The following is a 15,363-nucleotide window of genomic DNA, read 5'->3' on the forward strand; positions in this document are numbered from 1 at the left end:
CTTTTGCGGGCATTTTATCGTTAACTAAGAAAACTGGACACATAAGAAATTATGGTTTTTCCACTTAATATCGCCATGATAATCACTACAAACCAGCCCGCAAAAGCTAAGCAAATTGGATGTTTATAGCTTCCAACAATGTCACTTCGGTAAGCGGCTAGCAGAATTAATGCGAGTGCAATTGGGAGAATTAAACCATTCAATGTACCCACAAAGACTAATACCGCTGCAGGTTTTCCGACAGTCACCAAAACAACCGTAGAAATCACGATAAAGGCGATAATCCAACGATTACGGTTACGTTCAATAGTTGGACAAAGGCTGGTTAGGAAGGAAACTGAAGTATAAGCCGCCCCAATCACTGATGTAATCGAAGCCGCCCAAATCACGACGCCAAATAACACTTGACCGAAATTGCCTGCCACATATTCAAAAGGTGTTTCAGCAGGGTTTTTAGGATTAAGGGGAACGCCTTTTACCACGATGCCCAGTACCGCGAGGAATAGCACAATTCGCATAGTTGAGGCGATCAAAATAGCCGATACAGAACTGCGACTCACTTCTGCCATGGCTTTTTCACCTTGAACACCTGCATCTAATAAACGATGCGCTCCTGCAAAGGTAATATAGCCCCCTACGGTCCCTCCAACTAATGTCACAATAGCAATAGGATCAATTTGTTCTGGAATAAAGGTGCGATATGCCGCCTCAACAACAGGTGGTTCCGTTTTAAACATGACATAAAATGTCAGTGCAATCATGATAAAACCCATTAATTGGGCAAAACGATCCATTAATAATCCCGCTTCTTTACGCAAGAAAATCAAAATGGCAATAATACCGCTAATGATTGCCCCTGTTTCTGGTGCAATACCGAATATCGAGTTTAAACCAAGACCTGCGCCCCCCACATTACCAATGTTAAAAGCGAGACCGCCCATCACAATAAGTGCAGCAAGGAAATATCCTGCGCCAGGGAAAACCGCATTAGAAATATCTTGCGCGCGTTTTCCTGATACCACCACAATTCGCCAAATATTAAGCTGAGCTCCAATATCTAACAAAATCGATAGCAAAATCACAAAGCCAAAACTGGCTAATAAGCTGTTTGTAAAGGTTGCTGTTTGAGTTAAAAAGCCCGGACCTATTGCTGAAGTCGCCATTAAAAATGCCGCCCCCAGCACCGCATTTCGGCGGTGAGTGATTGATGCCATAAAGCACCTCCCTTGTTAAGTTGATGTTGTGTATTATGTTTATTCGGCTTATGCCGTTATTGTTATATGATTTTTTTCTAATTCTTCCACAATGCGTTCCGCAAACTGTAGAGAATGTTGATTATCGCCATGTAAACAGATACTTTCTGCTTTTACTGGCACAAGGCTTCCATCAATGGCTTTGACTTGACCTTCTGTTACCATTTGTAACACTTGTTGAATGGCTTCCTCATCAGACTCCACCATTGCATTCGGTTGCGAACGAGGCACTAAACTTCCATCAGGCATATAATGACGATCTGCAAATACTTCTGAAATGCTTTGCAAACCTTCTTCCTCGGCTATACGTAGCATTAAGCTGCCCGCTAATCCCATTAATTTTAAATATGGATCAAACTGATAAACGGTTTGAGCAATTAGGCGAGAAAGCTTTTCATCTTTTGCCGCTTGGTTATATAAAGCACCGTGCGGCTTAACATAACTAATTTCCGCCCCTTCCCCATCACAAATCGCTTTTAATGCGCCAAGCTGATAACGCAAATGCGCAATTAATTCCTGCTCAGGTAAATCCATCTTAGTACGCCCAAAGTTTTCTCGATCTGGAAAGCCAGGATGAGCCCCAATGCGTACCTGATTTTCTTTCGCAAATCTGACCGCACTTTGCATTTCTTTTGCTCCACCAGCATGTAAACCGCAAGCTATATTGGCAGAAGAAAGTAATTTCAATAAGGCCTCATCAAAAGGAAACCCTTCGGCAATATCGGCATTTAAATCAATTTTTTTCATCGACAATTCTCCTAATTTGATCGAGGTATATCTCATTTTTACGACGTAATTTTGCGGCCTGTTCTAAACTAACAGCCTCGAATTGAATGGTTGATCCTAAACGTACCTGTGCCAACGCACCAAGATCCGCATCGATCACATTGGCAATTTTGGGATAACCGCCCGTAGTTTGCGCATCAGCCATCAAAATAATTGGTTGACCACTTGGTGGCACTTGTACGCTACCAAATTGAATCGCGTGAGACAGCATTTCCAGAGGTTGCTTTAATTCTAATTTTTGCCCTTGAAAACGATAGCCCATGCGATCACTGCTACTTTGCAACGTCCATTTACTTCGCCACCAATAATATTGAGATTTTCGTTTAAAGGCTTGATATTCAGAGGACGGTAACGCATGGATCGTATGCTTAAGTGGAATGGGTGCAATCCCAATTTCACTACGTAAAATAGGATCATTTACCGTTTGCAATTGATCGCCAACTTGTAAACAACGCCCTTCTATGCCACCTATTTGAGCTCGAAGATCCGTACTACAAGAGTTCAATTCTTGGGGTAAGATAAAACCACCTTGAACACATAAATAGCCATACATACCAATTTTGGCACGTACCATTTTCAGCACTTGTCCCGCTCTAGCTTGATAACGCCAATAGGCAAAAACCGGTTTATCATCTAAAGTCATTTCATAAAATGCCCCCGTGATACAAAAATTCATATCTTGATGAAATTGTAATGTAATGCCACCTAAAGGCACTTCGATTGCTGGGGCTCCTTCAGCATTCCCGAGTAAAATATTACCTGCACGTAATGCTAATTTATCCATCGCCCCACAATGACTAATGCCAAATCGACGTAAACCAAAACGGCCTAAATCCTGAATTGTGGCACGAGATTGCACATCAATAACATGAATCATAGTTCAATGCCCTCCACGACAAATTTCACCGTATCACCTGCTTGCAATAAAGTGGGTTGAGCTTGGTTTTTATCAAAGAGTGCTAGCTTGGTATGACCGATTAATTGCCATCCTCCTGGAGAAGCAAAGGGATAAATGCCGGTTTGAGCTCCACCAATGCCGACTGAACCTGCAGGAACAACAGTTCTTGGTGTGGCTCGACGAGGCGTGTGTAAGCATTTGGGCAAACCACCTAAATAGGGAAAGCCAGGTTGGAAACCAATCATATACACGGTATAGATGGACTCACTGTGCATTTGAACGATCTTTTTGGGCGTCGTGTTATGTAATTTGGCGACCTCACATAAATCTTGACCTAATTCACCGCCATAAATTACCGGGATTTCGATATGACGACCTTGAAAAGTGGATACTTTCAATTCTGTCCAATGTTGTTCCAAGCGTTGAATAAACGGACCAAAATCCACATAAAAATCAGTGAAGACCGTAAGATTATTCATTCCCACGACAACTTCTACAATATCTTGCTCAGACTGTAGTTGATTGGCAAACGCCCAGAGTTGGCGTTGTTGTTGGAGTGAAGCTGGGGGCGGTAAAGAGCAAACCACCGCTGACTCGCTTATCGGGGTTATATTCATAGAATACCCTTTGTATTGTGATGTTGTGTTGTTTGTTATTTTTTTGTTACGCTTCTCTTTTAAAGGATATTTATAGCTTTTGTCAAGGCTTTGTATTGAAAATAAAGTGTGATGCAGATCTCATTATTCATATTTTGATCTCAATCAAAATTATGAAATAGCGTATAATTAAAATATCTGTTACTTAACAATGATAAAAAAGGAATAAAAATGAAAACATTGAGTGAATTTATTGTTGAACGCCAAGCAGAGTACCCAAACGCCAAAGGGGAACTTAGTGGTATTTTGTCTTCTATTCGTTTATTAGCAAAAATCATTCATCGTGATATTAACAAAGCTGGTTTAACCAATATCCTTGGTCAGTCTGGTATCGAAAACGTACAAGGTGAAAGCCAAATGAAATTGGACTTATTCGCCCATAACACCATGAATGCAGCCCTCATGTCACGCGAAGAAGTGGCTGGTTTTGCTTCAGAGGAAGAAGAAAGCTTTATCGCTTTTGATACTGAACGTGCTCGTAATGCGAAATATATTATTTTGACCGATCCTCTTGATGGTTCATCCAATATTGATGTAAACGTTTCAGTTGGGACAATCTTCTCTATTTATCGTCGTGTATCCCCAATTGGCTCACCAGTTACCTTAGAAGACTTTATGCAACCGGGTAATAAACAAGTGGCTGCGGGTTACATCGTGTATGGTTCGTCCACTATGTTGGTTTACACCACAGGCCACGGCGTGAATGGTTTTACTTATGACCCATCTATCGGTACCTTCTGTCTTTCTCATGAAAATATGCAAATGCCAAAAGACGGTAAAATTTACTCCATCAACGAAGGACAATATCTTAAATTCCCACAAGGGGTAAAAAAATACATTAAATATTGCCAAGAGGAAGATAAAGCAACTAACCGACCTTATGCGTCACGTTATATTGGTTCATTAGTGGCAGACTTCCACCGTAACTTATTAAAAGGCGGTATCTACATTTATCCAAGTGCAACTAACTATCCAAATGGTAAGCTTCGTTTGCTTTATGAAGGCAATCCAATGGCATTCTTAGCAGAACAAGCGGGGGGTATTGCATCTGATGGTTACAATCGAATTTTAGATATTCAACCAAGTGAACTTCACCAACGTGTACCACTTTTCATCGGTTCCGCAGAAATGGTGAAAAAAGCCGAAGAAATGATGAGAGAATTTAAAGAAGATTAAATTCCTAAAGTGCGGTCAATTTTAACCGCACTTTTTTAGCGAACAAAAAAGCGAACTTTATATGTTCGCCTTTTTCATTTTTTGTATTAATCTCGTTTTCTTGCAAGTAGCCACCAAATAATCGCCATAAACAAGAGGCTTGGCATTAGTGCACCTAAAAAAGCTGGCGCATTAAATACCACACTCATTTGTCCAAAAATTTCATTGACGACATAGAACAAGAAACCAAAACAAATCCCCGTTACGATTCTCGCTCCTGCAGTGACACTACGTAATGAACCAAAGATGAAAGATAACGCAAGCATCATCATTACACCTACAGAAAGGGGCTGAAAAATCTTACGCCAATAGGTTAATTCAAAACGGCGAGAATCCTGTCCTGTTTGTTTTAAGAAAGCAATATATTCATACAAACCGGAAATAGATAATGACGTTGGACGTAATGAAACTGCGCCTAATTTATCTGGCGTTAAGCTTGTTGCCCAATCTTCTGTTAAACGGTTTGTTGTGGTAATTTGTTCTTTTGATACCGCTGAATTATTCACTTGACGCAACTGCCATTGATTATTTTCAGCAGAATATTGTGCTTGATTTGCATGCTTCAAATGAGTGAGATTACGCTGTTCATCAAAGGTATAAATATAAATATCTTCTAATTGTGCATCATCGGTAATACGACGAACATACACGAAATTATTACCGTCTTTTGCCCATACACCATTTTTTACCGAAAGCATTGAACCACCGGAAAGTGCACGAGTACGCATATCACGGGCAAACTGTTCAGTTTGTGGAATCCCCCACTCACCAATAATCATGGTAAAAAGCACCAGTGGAAGTGCCGTTTTCATGACGGCTAATCCAATTTTAAAGCGAGAAAAACCCGCAGATTGCATGACCACTAATTCACTACGGCTGGCTAAATTACCTAAAGCAATTAAGGCTCCTAACAAGGCCGCCATTGGGAAAAAGGTTTCTACATCTTTAGGAATGGTTAATCCTGTATAAGCCACCGCTTGCCAAATATCGTAAGAACCTTTCCCTACGCTACGGAATTGCTCTACAAATTTGATAATTGCCGAAAGGCCAACCAATGTAAATAGCGTGGCAAAAATTGCCCCTAAAATGCTTTTACCGATATAACGATCAAGAGTATTCATCAACATTGTTATTACCCTTTTCTGAATACACGACGGAATTTATGCATAGCAGTGCTATCCCAACTATTCAGCACAATTCCTAAAATTAAAAAGGCGATATTTACCAACGGCATTAATAAACCCGCATCAAGCTTACCTGCACCACCCGCAGATTTAAATGAGCTTTGTAATAAGAAGTAAATTAAATAAAGCAATAATGCTGGTAAGATTTTCGCAAAACGGCCTTGGCGAGGATTCACTTTACTCATTGGTACAGCAATAAGCGCCATTAAAGGCACGGCTAAAATCAAGGTTATTCGCCAATGTAATTCTGCCTTGGCTGCGGAGCTTTTATCTTTTAATAATTGTTCAAAAGATAATTCAGCCGCTTCATCACTTTCTGTATTTGTCTCTTGATGGCCTAAATACGCTTGATAATCATCAAAATGCGTAATACGGAAATCAGGCAGTACCGAAGTCCCTTCTACACGTAAGGTATTTTGTAAATTCAGTACTTGGTCGCCATTCGGTAACGCTTTTAACTCTCCTTTTTCAGCGGTAACCACTGATGGTTTCGTTTGACCTTTGGCTTTCATTTGGAAAAGATAAACATCACTGATTTGATTACCGTTAATCTTATCAATGAATAAGACGAAATTATTGTTACTCGTGGACATAAATTGACCTGAAGTCAAGGCACCCATGGTAGGATTTGCTTTGGCATCTTCGACAATTGCCGCTTGTTTTTGAATGGCCCATGGAGAAAGCCATAAAGCATTGTAAGCCGCCAAGCCTGCTGTAAATAACGAGAGAATTAACGCCACGCGCACAAGAATACGTTGTCCCACACCACAAGCACGCATCACCGTAATTTCACTTTCTGCGTAGAGACGACCGAAAGTTAGCAAAATAGCGATAAATAAACATAATGGCAGCATTAATTGCGCCATTGTCGGCATCCCTAATCCGAGTAAAGAGAACACAAGGTCCGCAGGCACTTTACCATTTGCCGCTGAACCAAGCACGCGAACAAGTTGTTGACTGAAGAAAATTAAAAGCAAAATAAACAAAATCGCAATCTGGCTTTTAAAGACTTCTTTTGTTAAGTATCGGGTTAATATCATTCTTTTTTCTAACTAAAACACATGGGAAACTGGCTAATTTAGATGGCGTATGATACCTTATTTCGACTGATTTAAATAGCAAATTAGCAACATAAGGAAATAACATGAAATATCAAGCAAACTCAACCGCACTTTCTCAATCAACCGATTGCATTATCATCGGCATTTATGAGAACAATGAATTGACAAAAAGTTTCAATGAAATTGATCAAATCACAAAAGGTTACCTCAGTCAGTTAGCCCAAAGCCAAGATCTTTCAGGCAAAATTGGCCAAGCGACTCTGCTTCATTCGTTACCAAATCTTGCCGCTAAACGCGTGTTAGTCGCAGGTTGTGGCAAAAAAGGTGAAACGACTGAACGCCAATTTAAACAAATCATCCAACGTGTTACCCAAACATTAAAAGAATTAAATATTCAACAAGTGGTAAATAATTTAACGGATGTGAAAATCAAAGACCGCGATCTATTTTGGAATGTGCGTTTTACTGTTGAAACCATCGAACATAGCCTTTATCAATTTGATGAATTTAAAAGTAAAAAAGCGGATGCTATCTCACTTCAAGAAATCATTTTTAATATCGATGACGCACAAGCTAAGCAAGCCATCGCAGAAGCTCAAGCCATTGCAAATGGTGTAAAAGCTGCTCGTAATATCGCGAATATGCCACCTAATATTTGTACACCGGCTTATTTAGCAGAACAAGCTAAAAAATTAGCTGAAACATCAACTGCACTTTCCCTCGATGTGGTTGATGAAGAAGACATGACAAAACTTGGCATGAATGCGTATTTAGCCGTATCTCGCGGTTCACAAAACCCAGCTTATATGTCTATTTTACATTTCAACAATACGCCTGATAAAAACGCAAAACCAATCGTGTTAGTGGGTAAAGGTTTAACCTTTGATGCGGGCGGAATTTCTTTAAAACCTGCCGCAGATATGGATGAAATGAAATACGATATGTGTGGTGCTGCTTCTGTCTTCGGTACAATGAAAGCCATTGCAGAATTAAATCTTCCACTCAATGTTATCGGCGTATTAGCGGGTTGTGAAAACTTGCCTGATGGCAATGCTTATCGCCCAGGTGATATTCTCACCACGATGAACGGTTTAACCGTAGAAGTATTAAATACAGATGCGGAAGGACGTTTAGTACTTTGTGATGCGCTCACCTATGTAGAACGTTTTGAACCGCAATATGTGATTGATGTCGCAACCCTAACAGGTGCTTGCGTAGTGGCGTTAGGTCAACATAACAGCTGCTTAGTTTCAACTGATGATGTCTTAGCCGAACAGTTATTACAAGCAGCACAGCAAACCACCGATAAAGCATGGCGTTTACCATTAAGTGAAGAATATCAAGAGCAATTAAAATCACCATTTGCCGATTTAGCTAATATTGGCGGTCGTTGGGGCGGTGCAATTACTGCGGGCGCATTCCTCTCTAATTTTACGAAAAAATACACTTGGGCGCATTTAGATATTGCGGGGACAGCTTGGCTTCAAGGTGCAAATAAAGGTGCAACGGGTCGTCCGGTGTCTTTATTAACGCAATTCTTAATTAACCAAACTAAATAATTAAGACCTAGGGCTAACATAACGTTAGCCCTAAAATTTCCCCAAAACCTGACCGCACTTTATTCCAATTCAAACGTCATCAATAATGGATTATGATCTGATGAAGTAACCACTTCTGATGTCGCACTGACCACTTTTACGCCTCGCGTAAAAATATAATCCAGTGGATAGCCTAAAAATCGCACTCGCTCATCTTGAGAGAGCGCCACAGAATCTAGTCCGTATTTTCGCATCAGATTATTCACTAAATTAAGACGATCTTCATTCCATGCATTAAAATCCCCCGCCATAACGATGGAGCCTTGATAATTTTCAATAAGTGAGAAAAGCTGTTCTAACTGGGTTTGATAAGCTGAAATCTCCCATTCAAAATTAATTAAATGCACATTGATAAGCAGCAAGCTATTGCCTTTTTCTAATGGCAAATTCATTACACTTGCCACTTTAGGAATTTGAATTATTGGTTCTGCTACACCACCACCGCAATACCATTCGGGTTGTGTTTGGGTGAATGTCTTGACACCTGATAAGAGCTCATTAAAAGAAAAAGAGGACACAAAAAGTGCGGTCGAAAATGTACTTAAATTTTGATATTGTGTCGCCTCTTGCAATAACACAAAATCAGCCTGTTTAGAGAGTCGTTCTAAATCCTCTTGCCAACCTTTATCTTGCCCTTTATGTACATTCCAAGTTATCAAATTAAAACGAGAACTGGCTAATTTAGGCACCGAATAATCAGCCTTGTCACATTTCATATTTAATTTGTTTTTAAAAGGAATATAACTCACTTTTTGTGACGTTTTTAGTTGAATAAATGTACGGTCAAAAATCGTTAAATTCGTAAAAAAATATCCAGCCCCTAAAACTACTAGCATCAAGCCAGCAGATAAAAATCGATAGATTCGCTTCATGATTATCCTCTCTCTATGCTCGAATAATAACACCTCATCAAAGCAATGCAACTTTCACTTTTAATACTCCTCGATACCTACAACACGGTAACTTTAACTTTTAGCTTTGATTTAAATCATACTTTGCTAAAAAAACCGTTGCATTTTCCTTTTATTATCTTAGTATTTTACTCAACTTCTAACTCTACCTCATCAATAAGGAGATTCATTATGTCTTTTGGAGATAAAAAATTAAGTGAAATCGCTGTCAGCGTACCCGGCTCAACTTCCCTACTTCGTGAATACGATTTGGATTTCTGCTGTGGTGGTTCCGATACACTTGCAAATGCAGCGGCAGAAAAAGGATTAAATTTAGCAGAAATTGAAACCCGTTTAACCGAGCTTCAAAATAGCAAAGCAGAAAACCCTGAAGAATATTGGGTTAATGCAACTTATCCTGAAATTATCGATCATATTTTAGTTCGCTACCATCAACGCCATCGTGAACAACTTCAAGAATTAATCGTCTTAGCGGATCGTGTAGAAAGTGTTCATGGCGATCGTGAAGATTGTCCAATGGGTGTTGCGGCTGAATTACGCAATGTCTATGAGGATTTGAGCAACCATATGATGAAAGAAGAGCATGTGCTTTTCCCAATGATCAAAGCGGGTAATTATATGATGGCACAAATGCCAATTCGTATGATGGAAATGGAACATGCTGAACATGGCGAACATTTGGAAGTTTTGAAATCATTAACAAACAATATGACGCCTCCGGCAGATGCTTGTAATACATGGCTTGCACTTTACAGCGGTATCCAAGAATTTATTGACGATTTAATGATGCATATTCATCGTGAAAATAATATTTTATTCCCACGTGTGATTGCTGAAAATCACTAAGCGAAAATCATATAAAGAAAAAGGGCGAAATCATTCGCCCTTTAAAATTAGCCTAAAACTGACCGCACTTTATTTCTCTTCACTGCCTTTATATAAACGGTTTTTATACAAATAGCTGCCAAGTAAAGCATGTGCCAAGGCTTCTTTTTTCATTTCTTCCGGCACCTCTTTTTCAGTCAATGTATCTTTTTCTTTATCATACACATAGCCTTTTGCTTTACTATTTGGTGTTTGGATAACGACATCATGATTACCTTTCATTAACGCTTGCGTTTGATCGAATTGCATAAAGGCACGATCAGGATTCACATCTTGCGTTAAATCAAAGCCAATCATTGGATAATTACCGCTTACGCCCGCAATAGAAAGCAAAGTCGTCGGCATATCAATTTGACTCACTAAACGACTGTCTCGGCGAGGCTCAACATGATCCCCTAAAATTAACGCTGGAATATGGAAATGCTTAATTGGTACTAAGCTTGCACCCGCTGCACGGGAATCATGGTCTGCAATCACCAAGAACACGGTATCTTTCCAATAATTAGATTGTTTCGCTAATTTGAAGAAATAACCAATGGCATAATCCGCATATTTTGCGCTGTTATTACGGGTTGCTTTTGGTTGTTCGTAAAGCTCAATTTTACCATCCGGAAATTCAAAAGGATCGTGATTGCTTGAACTGAATACTAAGCTAAAGAATGGTTTTCCTTCATTCTGTAATTGGGTAAAGGTTTCGTTCGCTTTATCAAATAAATCCTCATCACTCACGCCCCAAGTCGCAGTAAATTTCGGATTTTGATAATCCTTTTGATCGATAATATTTTGGAAGCCGTTGCCATAGAAGAAGCTTGCCATGTTATCAAAGTGCTTTTCACCACCATAAATGAAAGAAGTGTTATAACCTTGTTTAGCAAGTAAATCTGCAATGGTAAAGAAACCACTTTGACTGTTATTCAATTTCACTACCGCACGTGCTGGAGTTGGTGTGAAACCTGCTGTAGTAGCTTCAATACCACGTACAGAACGCGTACCAGTCGCATAGAGATTTTCAAATAACCAGCCTTCTTTGGCTAATTTATCAAATTCAGGTGAAAGTGGTTTTCCGCCTAATGTACCAACAAATTGCGCGCCAAAACTTTCTTCCAAAATAATGACAATATTTTTCGGTTTACCTTGGTAAGTGGCTTGGTTTTTCGTTAAGGTTGGAATCTTATCTGAAATATAATCACTTTCAGGACGGCCACGGCTTGCTTTAACAATACGCAACATTTCATCGGTATCCATTTTGCCGTACACCTCGGAAGATGAACCTTCATCTTTAAATTGCTGTGCCGCATAAAGAACTGAATAGCCTGAATTCAACACAAGAGAATTCACTAAACCATCGGAAGAAAAAGCCACCATTGCAGGGTTGACACCACGGTGTTGGAAACTAGAACGTGCACCTAAAAAAGCAACTGCAACCACAAGCAAGGCTACAACAGGACGTAATTTCCAGCTCATTGGGCGTAAATTTTTCACCGCATAACCAGACAGTTTCCAATAGCAAACGAATGCAACAACGGTAAAAATAAGGCTAAAAATGACCGCAGTTAAATGGCCTTCCATCAACATTGAAAAGACTTCTTTCGGATAAATTAAATATTCGATAAACAGACGGTTTGGACGGAAATCATAGGTTTCGATAAATGCCGGTGTCGCGAGTTCCATAAACAGAATAAACACACTACCAAGGGTAAGCCAGATACGTAAAATCATTTTCCAAATACGGCTATTATGAAATAACACCGTAAATAATGCTGGCACACCAAATAGATAACACAAAGCCACGATATCCATACGCAAGCCTTGTAAGAATAATTGCCCCCAGCCCGCTACCGCAGAGACGCGGTCTGCCTGCCAAATCGCAAGCCCAAGACGAGACAAGGTGAAAATAATCAGATTAATGATGACGAAGAGAAAAATCGGATATAAAGGAGAACGTGTTTGTTTCATTTTGACACTCATAAGTCCTAAGGGAATCACTACCCGTTGATTAATTTAAAGCACATTAATGTGCCATTCTTTCCATAGACAGATAAAAAAACACAAAGTGCGGTTAAAAACATCATCATTTTTGACCGCACTTTGAAAGAGAAGGATTAAGCTGCAACTAATGCTTTTAATTGTTTTTCATAAGCTGCCCAATCGGTAATTGGACGGGTTGCCACACCTGTTTCCATTGCTTTTTTCGCTACAGCAGAAGACACTGTAAATAATAAACGAGGATCGAACGGAGTCGGAATTACATAATCCGGCCCAAATGATAACGCACCATAATTAGCAATAATTTCTAATGGAACCGGTTCTTTCGCAAGACTCGCAATGGCATGAGAAGCCGCTAATTTCATTTCTTCATTAATCGCTGTTGCACCTACATCTAGTGCACCACGGAATAAGAATGGGAAACAAAGCACGTTATTAACTTGGTTTGGAAAGTCTGAACGACCAGTACAAACAATCGCATCTGGACGTACTGCTTTCGCTTCATCAGGCGTAATTTCAGGTACTGGGTTAGCCAATGCAAGAATTAATGGATTCTCCGCCATGGTTTTCACCATTTCAGGTTTTAACGCACCCGCTTTAGAACAACCTAAGAACACATCGGCTCCCTTAACGGCATCAGCTAATGTGCGCCAACCATTATCTTCAATGGCATAAAATTGTTTAGTTTCATCCATGTTATCGCCACGGCCTTTGAAAATCACACCTTTAGAGTCACACATGGTGATATTTTCTTTTTTGAAACCTAATGCACGAAGCAAGTTAGTACAAGCAATAGCTGAAGCACCTGCGCCATTTACTACTAAGCGAACATCTGCAATATTTTTACCAATAATTTCTAAACCGTTTAATGCTGCTGCACCGACGATAATGGCAGTACCATGTTGGTCATCATGGAATACCGGAATTCCCATTCGTTCACGCAATGCTTTTTCAATGTGGAAACATTCCGGTGCTTTGATATCTTCAAGGTTAATCCCACCAAAAGTAGGTTCTAATGAAGCGATAATATCGATTAATTTATCTGGATCATGTTCATTGATTTCAATGTCGAATACATTGATACCGGCAAATTTTTTGAACAATACCCCTTTCCCTTCCATAACAGGTTTGGAGGCAAGTGCCCCAATATTTCCTAAACCTAATACAGCAGTACCATTTGAAATCACAGCCACTAAATTAGCACGTGCAGTATAACGGCTTGCAGCTGAAGGATCTTTTTCAATTTCGAGACAAGGCTCTGCAACACCTGGAGAATAAGCAAGGGCTAAATCATGTTGGGTTTCTAACGATTTGGTTGGGGTGACAGCAATTTTTCCTGGAATTGGGAATTCATGAAAATCTAATGCAGCTTGGCGCAATTGTTCGCTCATATAAATATACTCCATTTTCACTTAGGTTAAATAAAATTTGCGCCATTATACTCTCTTTTTAAGAGAATTTTGTGACATACCGCAAAAATTTTACAAATTTATTACAAAAATATGAGTGAAATCGACCGCACTTTTTGTCTTTTCTTCACATTTCGAACCAAAAACGTTACTATGTCGCAAAAAACATGCAGGATGTAAATAATGAGTTTGTTTTCTAAATTTAGAAGTGCCATCAATAAATTACAACGGAAAGCGATTAACAAAACCTTCCAACAACGGTTAACCAACCAAGGCATGTCAGTAATTTCTGCAAACTGTGTCGGTGCATTTATTTTGCACGACCTCAATCAGCCTTTTAATTCTCCGTTTGTTAACCTTTATTTAGACCCAAGCGATTTTGTTCGATATCTACAAAATATCACATTCTATCAAGCACAACCGCTTCAATTTATACAAACAGAAAAACCGTATCCAGTTGGCCTATTAGGTGATCTTAAAGTGCACTTTATGCACTACCACTCCGAACAAGAAGCTCAGGAAAAATGGGATGCGCGCTCACAGCGTTTAGATTTCGATAACTTATTTATAATGATGACAGATAAAGATGGTGGAAAAGGTGCAAAATATGAGGATTTGCAAGCCTTCGATAACTTGCCTTATCCAAACAAAGTCGTCTTTACCCATAAGCCATATCCCGAATTAAAATCCGCTTTCTACATTAAAGGCTTTGAAAACGAAGGCGAAGTGGGCGATTTATTTACTTTTTCCGGTTGGAATGGTGAAAAATATTACGATCAGTTTGATTACGTCAGCTGGTTCAATCAAAAATAAGAGTTTACGATGCGACTAGATAAATTTATTGCCGAGAATACAGGCTTAACCCGTTCACAAGCCACCAAGGCCATTCGCCAAAGTGCGGTCAAAATTAATGATGAAATTGTGAAAAATGGGGCGACCAAAGTTAGCCAAGAAGATGAGATTTATTTTGAAGATGAATTGTTGTCTTGGGTAGAAGAAGGCCAATATTTTATGTTGCATAAGCCTCAGGGCTATGTTTGCTCTCATGATGATGACGACTATCCTACTATTTATCAATTCTTTGAACCGCCTCTTTCTGGCAAGTTACACAGCGCTGGACGATTAGATGTGGATACCACTGGGCTCGTGCTATTAACAGATGATGGTCAATGGTCACATCGTATTACTTCACCCAAACATCAATGCGAAAAAACCTATTTAGTCACTTTAGCCGATCCGGTTGAAAACCATTATGCTTCAGCCTGTGAAGAAGGCATTCTGCTACGTGGTGAAAAAGAACCCACTAAGCCGGCGAAATTAGAAGTATTAGATGATTACAACGTGAATCTGACTATCTCTGAAGGGCGCTATCACCAAGTGAAACGAATGTTTGCGGCGCTTGGTAATAAAGTGGTTGCGCTACATCGTTGGAGAATTGGTAATGTTGAATTAGATGAAAGCTTAGAAGAAGGCGAATTTCGTCCACTCACACAGGAAGAAATTGACAATTTAGTGAAATAA

General features: G+C 39.6%; 14 protein-coding genes. 5 read left to right on the forward strand and 9 right to left on the reverse strand.

Annotated elements, in window-relative coordinates; all coding sequences use genetic code 11:
- Positions 1-20: 20 nt before the first annotated feature.
- Genes RDV53_RS10075 through pxpB form a run of 4 tightly spaced genes read right to left on the reverse strand, consistent with a single transcriptional unit; the run spans position 21 to position 3,554 of the window.
- Positions 21-1,214, reverse strand: a complete 1,194-nt coding sequence (locus tag RDV53_RS10075; protein ID WP_005696325.1) for an NRAMP family divalent metal transporter — start codon at positions 1,212-1,214, stop codon at positions 21-23.
- Between the two features lie 48 nt (positions 1,215-1,262).
- Positions 1,263-2,000 (reverse strand): 5-oxoprolinase subunit PxpA, encoded by a 738-nt coding sequence (pxpA, locus tag RDV53_RS10080; protein ID WP_005696326.1) that lies wholly within the window; start codon positions 1,998-2,000, stop codon positions 1,263-1,265.
- Positions 1,987-2,916: a 5-oxoprolinase subunit C family protein gene (locus RDV53_RS10085; protein ID WP_005696327.1), complete on the reverse strand. Its 930-nt coding sequence runs from the start codon at positions 2,914-2,916 to the stop codon at positions 1,987-1,989. The genes pxpA and RDV53_RS10085 overlap by 14 nt, the downstream gene beginning before the upstream one ends.
- On the reverse strand, positions 2,913-3,554 hold the full coding sequence (pxpB, locus tag RDV53_RS10090) for a 5-oxoprolinase subunit PxpB (protein WP_005696328.1): 642 nt from the start codon (positions 3,552-3,554) through the stop codon (positions 2,913-2,915). Before pxpB ends, RDV53_RS10085 begins: the two co-directional genes overlap by 4 nt.
- Positions 3,555-3,764: 210 nt before the next feature.
- On the opposite strand from pxpB, the gene fbp reads away from it, so the two are divergent.
- On the forward strand, positions 3,765-4,769 hold the full coding sequence (fbp, locus tag RDV53_RS10095) for a class 1 fructose-bisphosphatase (RefSeq protein ID WP_005696329.1): 1,005 nt from the start codon (positions 3,765-3,767) through the stop codon (positions 4,767-4,769).
- Positions 4,770-4,855: 86 nt separating this feature from the next.
- On the opposite strand, the gene lptG is transcribed toward fbp, so the two are convergent.
- Together lptG and lptF are read right to left on the reverse strand one after the other, a co-directional pair.
- A complete protein-coding gene (gene lptG, locus RDV53_RS10100; protein WP_041918328.1) occupies positions 4,856-5,929 on the reverse strand; it encodes an LPS export ABC transporter permease LptG in 1,074 nt (357 codons plus the stop codon).
- 11 nt (positions 5,930-5,940) lie between these two features.
- Positions 5,941-7,032: an LPS export ABC transporter permease LptF gene (gene lptF / locus RDV53_RS10105; protein ID WP_005696331.1), complete on the reverse strand. Its 1,092-nt coding sequence runs from the start codon at positions 7,030-7,032 to the stop codon at positions 5,941-5,943.
- A 104-nt stretch (positions 7,033-7,136) separates the two neighbouring features.
- Between lptF and RDV53_RS10110 the strand changes: the two genes are divergently transcribed.
- Entirely contained in the window at positions 7,137-8,612 is a 1,476-nt protein-coding gene (locus RDV53_RS10110) for a leucyl aminopeptidase (RefSeq protein WP_005696332.1), read from the forward strand.
- A 59-nt stretch (positions 8,613-8,671) separates the two neighbouring features.
- Here RDV53_RS10110 and RDV53_RS10115 read toward each other — a convergent pair whose 3' ends face one another.
- Positions 8,672-9,523, reverse strand: coding sequence for an endonuclease/exonuclease/phosphatase family protein (locus tag RDV53_RS10115; RefSeq protein WP_005696333.1), 852 nt, complete (start codon positions 9,521-9,523; stop codon positions 8,672-8,674).
- Between the two features lie 210 nt (positions 9,524-9,733).
- Here RDV53_RS10115 and ytfE point away from each other — a divergent pair, with 210 nt between their 5' ends.
- Positions 9,734-10,408: an iron-sulfur cluster repair protein YtfE gene (gene ytfE / locus RDV53_RS10120; RefSeq protein ID WP_005696334.1), complete on the forward strand. Its 675-nt coding sequence runs from the start codon at positions 9,734-9,736 to the stop codon at positions 10,406-10,408.
- A 69-nt stretch (positions 10,409-10,477) separates the two neighbouring features.
- On the opposite strand, the gene RDV53_RS10125 is transcribed toward ytfE, so the two are convergent.
- Both RDV53_RS10125 and RDV53_RS10130 read right to left on the reverse strand, forming a co-directional pair.
- Positions 10,478-12,403, reverse strand: a complete 1,926-nt coding sequence (locus RDV53_RS10125) for an LTA synthase family protein (RefSeq protein WP_032822403.1) — start codon at positions 12,401-12,403, stop codon at positions 10,478-10,480.
- A gap of 146 nt (positions 12,404-12,549) precedes the next feature.
- Positions 12,550-13,824 carry a malic enzyme gene (locus tag RDV53_RS10130; RefSeq protein ID WP_005697259.1) on the reverse strand — a complete coding sequence of 425 codons (1,275 nt, stop codon included), beginning with the start codon at positions 13,822-13,824 and terminating at the stop codon, positions 12,550-12,552.
- 201 nt (positions 13,825-14,025) lie between these two features.
- On the opposite strand from RDV53_RS10130, the gene RDV53_RS10135 reads away from it, so the two are divergent.
- A complete protein-coding gene (locus RDV53_RS10135; protein WP_005696338.1) occupies positions 14,026-14,655 on the forward strand; it encodes a DUF1919 domain-containing protein in 630 nt (209 codons plus the stop codon).
- 9 nt (positions 14,656-14,664) lie between these two features.
- Positions 14,665-15,363, forward strand: a complete 699-nt coding sequence (gene rsuA, locus RDV53_RS10140; RefSeq protein WP_005696339.1) for a 16S rRNA pseudouridine(516) synthase RsuA — start codon at positions 14,665-14,667, stop codon at positions 15,361-15,363.

The sequence above is a fragment of the Haemophilus parainfluenzae ATCC 33392 genome, from assembly GCF_031191205.1.
Lineage (GTDB): Bacteria > Pseudomonadota > Gammaproteobacteria > Enterobacterales > Pasteurellaceae > Haemophilus_D > Haemophilus_D parainfluenzae.

Coding starts and splice junctions, on each gene's coding strand:
- RDV53_RS10075 (WP_005696325.1), bottom strand. CDS start 1,214: ATGGCATCAATCACTCACCGCCGAAATGCGGTGCTGGGGGCGGCATTT.
- pxpA (WP_005696326.1), bottom strand. CDS start 2,000: ATGAAAAAAATTGATTTAAATGCCGATATTGCCGAAGGGTTTCCTTTT.
- RDV53_RS10085 (WP_005696327.1), bottom strand. CDS start 2,916: ATGATTCATGTTATTGATGTGCAATCTCGTGCCACAATTCAGGATTTA.
- pxpB (WP_005696328.1), bottom strand. CDS start 3,554: ATGAATATAACCCCGATAAGCGAGTCAGCGGTGGTTTGCTCTTTACCG.
- fbp (WP_005696329.1), top strand. CDS start 3,765: ATGAAAACATTGAGTGAATTTATTGTTGAACGCCAAGCAGAGTACCCA.
- lptG (WP_041918328.1), bottom strand. CDS start 5,929: ATGAATACTCTTGATCGTTATATCGGTAAAAGCATTTTAGGGGCAATT.
- lptF (WP_005696331.1), bottom strand. CDS start 7,032: ATGATATTAACCCGATACTTAACAAAAGAAGTCTTTAAAAGCCAGATT.
- RDV53_RS10110 (WP_005696332.1), top strand. CDS start 7,137: ATGAAATATCAAGCAAACTCAACCGCACTTTCTCAATCAACCGATTGC.
- RDV53_RS10115 (WP_005696333.1), bottom strand. CDS start 9,523: ATGAAGCGAATCTATCGATTTTTATCTGCTGGCTTGATGCTAGTAGTT.
- ytfE (WP_005696334.1), top strand. CDS start 9,734: ATGTCTTTTGGAGATAAAAAATTAAGTGAAATCGCTGTCAGCGTACCC.
- RDV53_RS10125 (WP_032822403.1), bottom strand. CDS start 12,403: ATGAAACAAACACGTTCTCCTTTATATCCGATTTTTCTCTTCGTCATC.
- RDV53_RS10130 (WP_005697259.1), bottom strand. CDS start 13,824: ATGAGCGAACAATTGCGCCAAGCTGCATTAGATTTTCATGAATTCCCA.
- RDV53_RS10135 (WP_005696338.1), top strand. CDS start 14,026: ATGAGTTTGTTTTCTAAATTTAGAAGTGCCATCAATAAATTACAACGG.
- rsuA (WP_005696339.1), top strand. CDS start 14,665: ATGCGACTAGATAAATTTATTGCCGAGAATACAGGCTTAACCCGTTCA.